An 8,086-nucleotide genomic window follows, 5' to 3' on the forward strand; every position below is an offset into this window, starting at 1 on the left:
CGCTGGACGTTGCGGCGAAGGAGCTGCACGGAACGTCGGGGCGGCGGGTCGCGCCATGGCCGGAGGAGGCGCCACCGGGCGGGCCATCGCCGCTGGCGGTGCAGCCGGTCGGGCCATCGCCGGTGGTGGGGCAGCGGGTCGGGCTGCTGGCGCAGCCGGGCCGCCACCACCTGCGCCGAAACCTCTTCGATCCTGGGCGGACGAGCCGGTGCTCACCGCTATCGCGGAGATACCGAGGAAAAATGCTGCGATGCGAGCGCGGCTCGAAAGCATGATCTCACTCCCTCGCTTCGTCGCCCGGGAGCATCAACGCGCAAGCGCAGGAATCGTTCGTCGCGGGGGTGGCTTACATTACGATTCTACTACGCAGGACTGATGCAGATCGCCTGCGCTCTAGCTGATCGTGCAAGGCACGCTCAGAAATCCACGGAAGCGCACGCGGCCGCCGCGTACCGGTTCACCGTCGAGCGTATAATCCGGAAAGCGCGCGAGGAAACGCGAGATCGCGATGGCGCCCTCGAGCCGCGCCAACGCCATGCCGGCGCATTGATGCGCGCCGGTGCCAAAGGCCAGATGCCGGTTCGGCGTACGGCCGATATCGAAACGTTCGGGATCGGCGAATTGCGCGGGGTCGCGGTTGGCGGCGCCGATGCACAGCGTCACCGGTGTGCCCGCCGGCATCGCGACGCCGCCGAGTTCGAATGGCTCGACAGTCATGCGATTGCCGAGCTGGTTGGAGCTCTCGAACCGCAGCATTTCCTCGACCGCGGTCTTGATCAGCTCGGGATTGTCAATCAGCCGGCGTTTCTCGCCTGCGTGGTTCAGTAACGCGACCAGCCCGTTGCCGATCAGGTTGGTGGTGGTCTCGTGGCCGGCATTGAGCAGGAAGATGCAGTTGTGCAGCAGCTCCTTTTCGGTCAGCCGCTCGCCATTGTCTTCGCCCTGAATGAGTCGCGTCAGCACGTCGCGGTCGGGATTGCCGGGCTTGGCCCGTCGCCGCGCCACCAGCCCTTCGAGGTACGTCAGGAAATCCTTCACCGCCTTGTTGCCGCGGGCAAAGGCCTCCGGGCCGATCACCGGCTCCAGCGCGCCGAGAATGGCCAGCGACCAGTCGCGCAGCGGCTCGCGCTCGTCCTGCGGCACGTCGAGCAGATTGCCGATCACTTCGATCGGAATGGCGGCTGCGAAATCGTCGATCAGGTCCACCTTGCGCTTGGCGGCGATGGCGTCGAGCAGGCGGTCGACCAGCCGGACCAGATCAGGCTCCATGCCGGCGATCGCGCGCGGCGATAGTGCGCCCATGATGAGGCGGCGGACGCGGGTGTGAGCGGGGGGATCGTTGAAAACGAGGCTCGTGGTGTGGTGCTCGTAGAGCAGGGAGTCGCCATATTTCGGCGAGAACTCCTTCTTCTTATCGGACGAGAAGGCTTTGGTGTTCTTGTAGGCTGCAACCAGATCGTCGTAGCGGGTCAAGAAATACGAGCCGTTCGGCAACCGCTTGACCGGTTCGCTCTCGCGCAGCGCGCGATAGGTCGGGTAGGGGTTGGCATAGAACTCCGGCGTCAGCTTTTCGAGGTCGAATGTGGCCGCCAGTTCGCGCGCATCCAGATTCATGGCTCGCCAGACTCTCTCGCCAGACCCTTGAGACAAACAACGACAATCAAATTAGTCGCGTCTGCAACTATCTTAAATGCCGTCACGGAGGCGTCAAGGCGGAAGCGCAAGCTCCGCCGGCATGTCCGCGGCGCGCTGGGGTTGCTGCCGGTCCGGGATAAGCCGGGAGGGCGAGAACGGGATTCGGGAAAAACTGGTGCTCAAACAAAGCGATGAGGTTGTGTCTTTGACGTCACCCGGTGGCAGAATCCCCTGGGTTGCGCTGCGATAGATCCTTGACTTCGTCAAGGTGAGTGATTACTCACACCCCCATGTCTACCCTGCGCATGACCAGTGACTTGCGGCGGCAATTGATCTTGAGCGCCGCCAAGCGGTGCTTTGCCCGTCACGGCTTTGCCGGCACCACGACCAAGAGCGTGGCGGCGGCTGCTTCCATTTCGGAAGGGCTGTTGTTCAAGCACTTCCCGTCCAAAGCCTCGCTCTATGCCGAAATCCTCGCAGAGGAGTGCGAGGCCGATCCGGATTTCGCGCATTTGCTCGGCCAGGAGCCCTCAACTGCCACACTGGTTGAGCTGGTCAAGGGCATGGTTGGCCATTTCATGGAGGTGTCGGACGGCTCGGATCAGGAGGAAGCGCAGCGGCTGCGGCTGATGACGACCAGCCATCTCGATGACGGCGAGTTCGCGCGTTTGCTTTACGACAAGATCGCCGGTCTGATCGGGCCGGTGTTCACAGCATCGATCGAGCGCGCTGTAGCGGCCGGCGACGCGACGCGGATCGGCAGCGATCCGCTCAACCTGTTCTGGTTCGCGCACCACACCGTGCTGATGGCGGCGCTGACGCGGCTTCCGGCCGTGCCCTGCCTTTCCTACGGCAACGCCGCCGACCTGGAGCGGCAGTTGTGTCAATTCATCCTGCGCGGCATCGGACTTACCCAAGCCGCAATTGCTTCTCATCTGGACGGCGAGCTGTCACCGAATTCGGGACAATCGGTAACTGCAGAAAGTGCATGACATGAATATCGTGACCGAACACAAGATTTCGGGCAAGCCGATAACGGAAAAGCCGCACAAGCGGCCGGTCCGCATGGTGCGGTGGCTCATCATCGTTGGAACGCTGCTGGCCCTGCTGGTTGGTGGCCTGGTCTGGTTCAACTACTTCCGCGGCAAGATGATCGCGCAGTTCTTCGCGACCATGAAGCCGCCGCCGACCAGCGTCAACATCGCCACGGCGACGTCCGAGACGATTCCGAATCTTCTGACCGCGGTCGGCGATCTCGCCGCCGTGCACCAGGTCAACGTGACCTCCGACGTCAACGGCCGCATCACCGATATCCTGTTTACGGCGGGCGCCAGCGTGAAGCAGGGCACGCCGCTGGTTCAGTTGTTCGACGGTCCCGAGCAAGCAGACCTCGCCAACTACAAGGCGCAGCAGCGGTTGGCGCAGCTCTCGCTGGATCGCGCCAAGCAGTTGGCCGAGCGTCAGGTCGGACCACAGGCGACGGTGGACAACGCCCAGGCTGTGTTCGACCAGGCCAGCGCCGGCATCGCCAGGACCGAAGCGATCATTTCGCAGAAGCTGGTGCGGGCGCCGTTCGATGGCGAACTCGGCGTTCGCAGGGTGGAAGTCGGACAATATCTGACTGCGGGCACGCAGATCGTCTCGCTGACCGATCTGTCGATGTTGTATGCGAACTTCACCGTGACGGAGAAGGATTCCGGCCAGCTCAAGGTCGGCCAGACCGTTCGTATCGGTGTCGACGCCTATCCGGGCCGCACCTTCGAGGGCAAGATCACCACCATCGAGCCGCAGATCGCGGCGGATACGCGCAACATTCGTGTCCAGGCGACCATCCAGAATCCGGACAAGATCCTCAAGCCCGGCATGTTCGCGACCACCACCGTGGTGCTGCCGGACAAGCCGCCGGTCGTCACCGTGCCCGAAACTGCGGTCGACTACACGCTCTATGGCGACTCGGTCTACCTCCTCAGTGAAAAGAAGGAGGAGGACGGCAAGACCAGCCTGATAGCGACGCGCACTTTCGTGCAGACCGGAAAGCGCATTGAGGGCCGCGCCGAAGTCCTGAAGGGCTTGAAGGAGGGCGACCGCGTCGTGGCGGTGGGGCAGCTCAAGCTGCAGTCCGGAGCTGCCGTGACGATTTCGAACGATCCGGTGCCGGCGATTCCGGCGAAGCCGCCGCGCTACTGATAACGCGCTACTGATAAATTTTGCGGCTCTCTTGAGGAGCCGCGGCGAAAGAGGGGCGGCGGTCTATGACTCGACCGCGCTCCGGAAATGCTGAATTCAGCGGGATATTTTACGATGGTCTTCACCGATATTTTCATCAAGCGCCCGGTTCTTTCGGTCGTCGTCAGCCTGCTGATCCTGCTGATCGGTCTGCGCGCCGCCAGCGTGTTGCCGATCCGGCAATATCCGAAGCTGTCGAACACGGTGGTCAACATCATCACCTCATATCCGGGTGCGTCGGCTAACCTGATTCAAGGCTTCATCACCACGCCGATCGAGCAGGCGGTCGCTTCCGCCGAGGGCGTAGACTACATCACTTCCTCGTCGGTGCAGGGCACCAGCACGATTCAGGTCTACATCAAGCTGAATTTCGATCCGAACCAGGCGCTGACCGAAGTTCTCGCGAAGGTAAACTCGGTCAAATATCTGATCCCGAGGGAATCGAACGATCCGGTCGTGACCAAGACGACCGGCCAGACCACGGCCGTGATGTATCTCGGTTTCTCCAGCGACGAACTCTCGGGCTCGGCAATCTCTGACTATCTGACGCGCGTCGTGCAGCCGGTGCTGTCGACAGTCGACGGCGTCGCATCCGCCGACATCCTCGGCGGCCAGACATTTGCGATGCGGCTGTGGCTCGATCCGGTGCGGATGGCAGGCCGCGGCGTGTCGCCAAGCGACGTCTCGGCGGCGATCGCCGCGAACAACTTCCAGGCCGCGGCCGGTCAGTCTAAGGGCTACTTCATCGTCTCGAACGTCCAGACCAATACTGACCTGCGGAATCTCGAGCAGTTCAAGAAGATGATCGTCAAGTCCAAGGACGGCGGCTTCGTGCGCGTGGAGGATATCGCGACCGTCGAACTTGCGGCGCAGAGCTCGGACGCGAGCGTCGCGTTCAGCGGCGAGCGAGCAATCTTCATCGGCGTGCAGGCGACCCCGCAAGGCAACCCGCTGACGCTGGTCAAGGGCGTGCGCGCGCTGTTTCCAGAGCTGGAACGCAACCTGCCGCCGTCGATGAAGATGAAGGTGGCCTACGATTCCACCAAGTTCATTCAATCGTCGATCGATGAGGTGAAGAACACGCTGATCGAGGCCGTCCTGATCGTCGTGGTCGTGATCTTCCTGTTCCTGGCCTCGTTCCGCTCGGTCATCATTCCCGTGGTGACGATTCCGCTGTCGCTGATCGGCGTCTGCAGCCTGATGCTGATGATGGGATTCAGCTTCAATCTTCTGACGCTGCTGGCGATGGTGCTGGCGATCGGGCTCGTGGTCGACGACGCCATCGTGGTGGTGGAGAACATCCATCGCCATCTGGAGGAAGGAAAAACGCCGGTGCAGGCGTCGCTGCAAGGCGCGCGCGAAATCGTCGGCCCCGTGATCTCCATGACGATTACGCTTGCCGCCGTGTACGCGCCGATCGGCTTCCTCGGCGGCCTGACCGGTTCGCTGTTCCGCGAATTCGCCTTTACGCTGGCGGGCTCGGTGATCGTGTCGGGCGTGATCGCGTTGACGCTGTCGCCGATGATGTGCTCGGTCCTCCTGAAGAGCGCGGACGAGGGGCGGTTCTCGAGGCTGGTCAACAGCGTGTTCGGCTCAATGACACGCTGGTACGGCCGCCAGCTCGACCGCTCGCTCGACTATCGTCCGATCACCGGATTGTTCGCGTTGACGATGCTGGGTCTGGTCGGTTTTCTCTACATGAACACCTCCAAGGAGCTCGCGCCCGAGGAGGACCAGGGCATCGTGTTCTCGGTGACCAAGGCGCCGAAATACGCCAACATCGATTATATCGACTTCTATGGTGACAAGCTCGACAAGGCCTTTGCCAGTTTTCCGGAGACCGACCTGCGTTTCGTTCTGAACGGCATCAACGGGCCGCAGGGCGGCATCGCCGGCATGTTGCTCAAGCCCTGGGACGAACGTGAGCGTTCCTCGATCAAGCTGAAGCCGCTGGTGCAGGAGGAGATCAGCAAGATCGAGGGCGTCCAGGCGTTTGCGTTCAACCTGCCGCCGTTGCCGGGCGGGCCCGGCGGCTTGCCGGTGCAGATGGTGATCAATTCGACCGCCGGTTTCCAGGCCGTCTATGAGCAGATGGCGAAGCTGAAGGACGCGGCGCGCAAGAGCGGTCTGTTCATCGTCTCCGACAGCGACCTCGAATTCAATCAGCCGGTGGTTCGCGTCTCGGTCGACCGCTCCAAGGCGAGCGACCTCGGCATCAACATGTCACAGGTCGGCGCTACCTTGCAGACGCTGTTGGGCGGCAATTACGTCAACCGCTTCAACCTCGAGGGACGCTCGTATCAGGTGATCCCGCAGGTGCCGCGTGACAAGCGGTTGTCGCCGGAATCGCTTGGCGGTTACTACGTCCCGACCAACACCGGGCAGCTAGTGCCGCTGTCGACCATTGTTTCGATCGAAACCGCCACCGATCCGAATGCGCTGACGCATTACAACCAGCTCAACTCCGCGACGTTCTCGGCGGTGCCGATGCCGGGCGTAACGGTCGGGCAGGCGGTGGACTTCCTGGAGGGTGAAGCAAAGAAATTGCCGGCCGGTTTCGGCCACGACTATCTGGCCGATTCCCGCCAGTACGTGCAGGAAGGCAATCAGCTCGCGATTACCTTCGGCTTCGCGCTGATCATCATCTTCCTGGTGCTGGCGGCGCAGTTCGAGAGCCTGCGCGATCCGCTGGTGATCATGATCAGCGTTCCCATGGCGATCGTCGGTGCGCTGATTCCGCTGTTCTTCGGCGTGGCGACCATCAACATCTACACCCAGGTCGGGTTGCTGACGCTGGTCGGCCTCATCACCAAACACGGCATCCTGATGGTGGAGTTCGCCAACGAATTGCAGCTCAAGGAAGGTCTCGACAAGCGTTCGGCGATCGAAATGGCTGCCCGCATCCGGCTGCGGCCGATCCTGATGACGACGGCGGCGATGGTCACCGGCCTGATCCCGTTGCTGACCGCGACAGGCGCGGGCGCTGCCAGCCGGTTCTCGATCGGTCTCGTGGTCGTCGCGGGCATGTCGATTGGCACGCTGTTCACGCTGTTCGTGCTGCCGGCGGTCTATGTCTGGTTGGCCACCGATCACCAGGCCAAGGCCGGCTCCAAGCGGACCAAGGAGATCGCGGATTTCGATCTTGGCAGGTCGGCGCTCAAGCCGACCTGAGCGTTCACGTCGCGAGAAACGACAACGGCGGCAGCGGACATCGCTGCCGCCGTTTTTCGTGTCGCGAGCCCGGCGACGCCGCCGGTTCCTCATGCTAGAAGGAAGAAAACAGGGGAGCCAATATGACGAGCGACTTTCCCGCCGGCAATTACCGTTTCATTCCCGCCGTGTTCCAGTATTCGGGCGGTGTCGCAGCCAATCCCGGATTTGAGATCGAGCGGGTGCGCTTCGATAAATGGCTGCCGCTGGCTGAAGGCTTTGCGCGGATCGCAAGGTACATTGAGGCGGCAGGCAGGCCGCTGACCTCGTTCTGCGCCTGCGAGCTGCGCTCGCCGGCGGCGTTCACCGACGAGGGATTCCGCAAATTCAACCTGCACTACGTCAAGACGCTCAGCGAGTGGGGGGTCTATGACGGCACGACTAATCCGGTGGCGCGCAGCAATGTCTGCCCGGAGATTGATCCGCCGGCCGAGCCGTCATTTTACGCCTTTTCGTTCACGCGGCCGAGCCAAAGCACGACGCCAAGCTTCGTGATCGCGGGCAGCGGCGAGTCGCAGGAGGGCAATGCGAGCTATGCCGAACGCACCGTGCGTTACCGCGACATCAGCCCCGAGGGTATTGCGGAGAAGGTCCGCTACGTCGCCGGCGTAATGGAGCGGCGTATGGGCGAGTTCGGGTTCTGCTGGAAAGACGCGACGGATGTGCAGACCTACACCATCCACGATTTCCACCACGTCTTTGCCGACGCGCTGGTCCGCCGCGGCGCCGCGCGTTCGGGGCTGACCTGGCATTTTGCACGGCCGCCGGTGATTGATCTTGAATATGAAATGGATTGCCGAAGGGTGTTGCGGGAGTTGGTGATATAGAGCCGCTGGTGGATTAGTCGTCATTGCGAGGAGCGCAGCGACGAAGCAATCCATCTTTCCCTTTGCGACGCTATGGATTGCTTCGCTTCGCTCGCAATTGTGCATGTTCACTAATTCGCTGATTGGATCGCTCCACTGGAGGACGATCCAATGCGCGATAACAGCTACGACCGGACGATTGAACGCAA

General features: G+C 62.2%; 5 protein-coding genes. 4 read left to right on the plus strand and 1 reads right to left on the minus strand.

All coding sequences use genetic code 11. From position 1 onward, the window contains the following. Window positions 1–393: 393 nt before the first annotated feature. On the minus strand, window positions 394–1,614 hold the full coding sequence (locus IVA95_RS24610) for a cytochrome P450 (RefSeq protein ID WP_247512855.1): 1,221 nt from the start codon (window positions 1,612–1,614) through the stop codon (window positions 394–396). A 311-nt stretch (window positions 1,615–1,925) separates the two neighbouring features. Here IVA95_RS24610 and IVA95_RS24615 point away from each other — a divergent pair, with 311 nt between their 5' ends. The 4 genes from IVA95_RS24615 to IVA95_RS24630 all read left to right on the plus strand — a co-directional run bounded on the left by IVA95_RS24615 (window position 1,926) and on the right by IVA95_RS24630 (window position 7,898). Next, window positions 1,926–2,627: a TetR/AcrR family transcriptional regulator gene (locus tag IVA95_RS24615; RefSeq protein ID WP_213252150.1), complete on the plus strand. Its 702-nt coding sequence runs from the start codon at window positions 1,926–1,928 to the stop codon at window positions 2,625–2,627. A gap of 1 nt (window position 2,628) precedes the next feature. Further along, window positions 2,629–3,822: an efflux RND transporter periplasmic adaptor subunit gene (locus tag IVA95_RS24620; RefSeq protein WP_247512856.1), complete on the plus strand. Its 1,194-nt coding sequence runs from the start codon at window positions 2,629–2,631 to the stop codon at window positions 3,820–3,822. 114 nt (window positions 3,823–3,936) lie between these two features. Then, on the plus strand, window positions 3,937–7,032 hold the full coding sequence (locus tag IVA95_RS24625) for a MexW/MexI family multidrug efflux RND transporter permease subunit (RefSeq protein WP_247512857.1): 3,096 nt from the start codon (window positions 3,937–3,939) through the stop codon (window positions 7,030–7,032). 122 nt (window positions 7,033–7,154) lie between these two features. Further along, window positions 7,155–7,898, plus strand: coding sequence for a hypothetical protein (locus IVA95_RS24630; protein WP_247512858.1), 744 nt, complete (start codon window positions 7,155–7,157; stop codon window positions 7,896–7,898). The last annotated feature ends 188 nt before the right edge of the window (window positions 7,899–8,086 follow it).

Source organism: Bradyrhizobium sp. 157, assembly GCF_023073815.1.
Classification (GTDB): Bacteria; Pseudomonadota; Alphaproteobacteria; order Rhizobiales; family Xanthobacteraceae; genus Bradyrhizobium.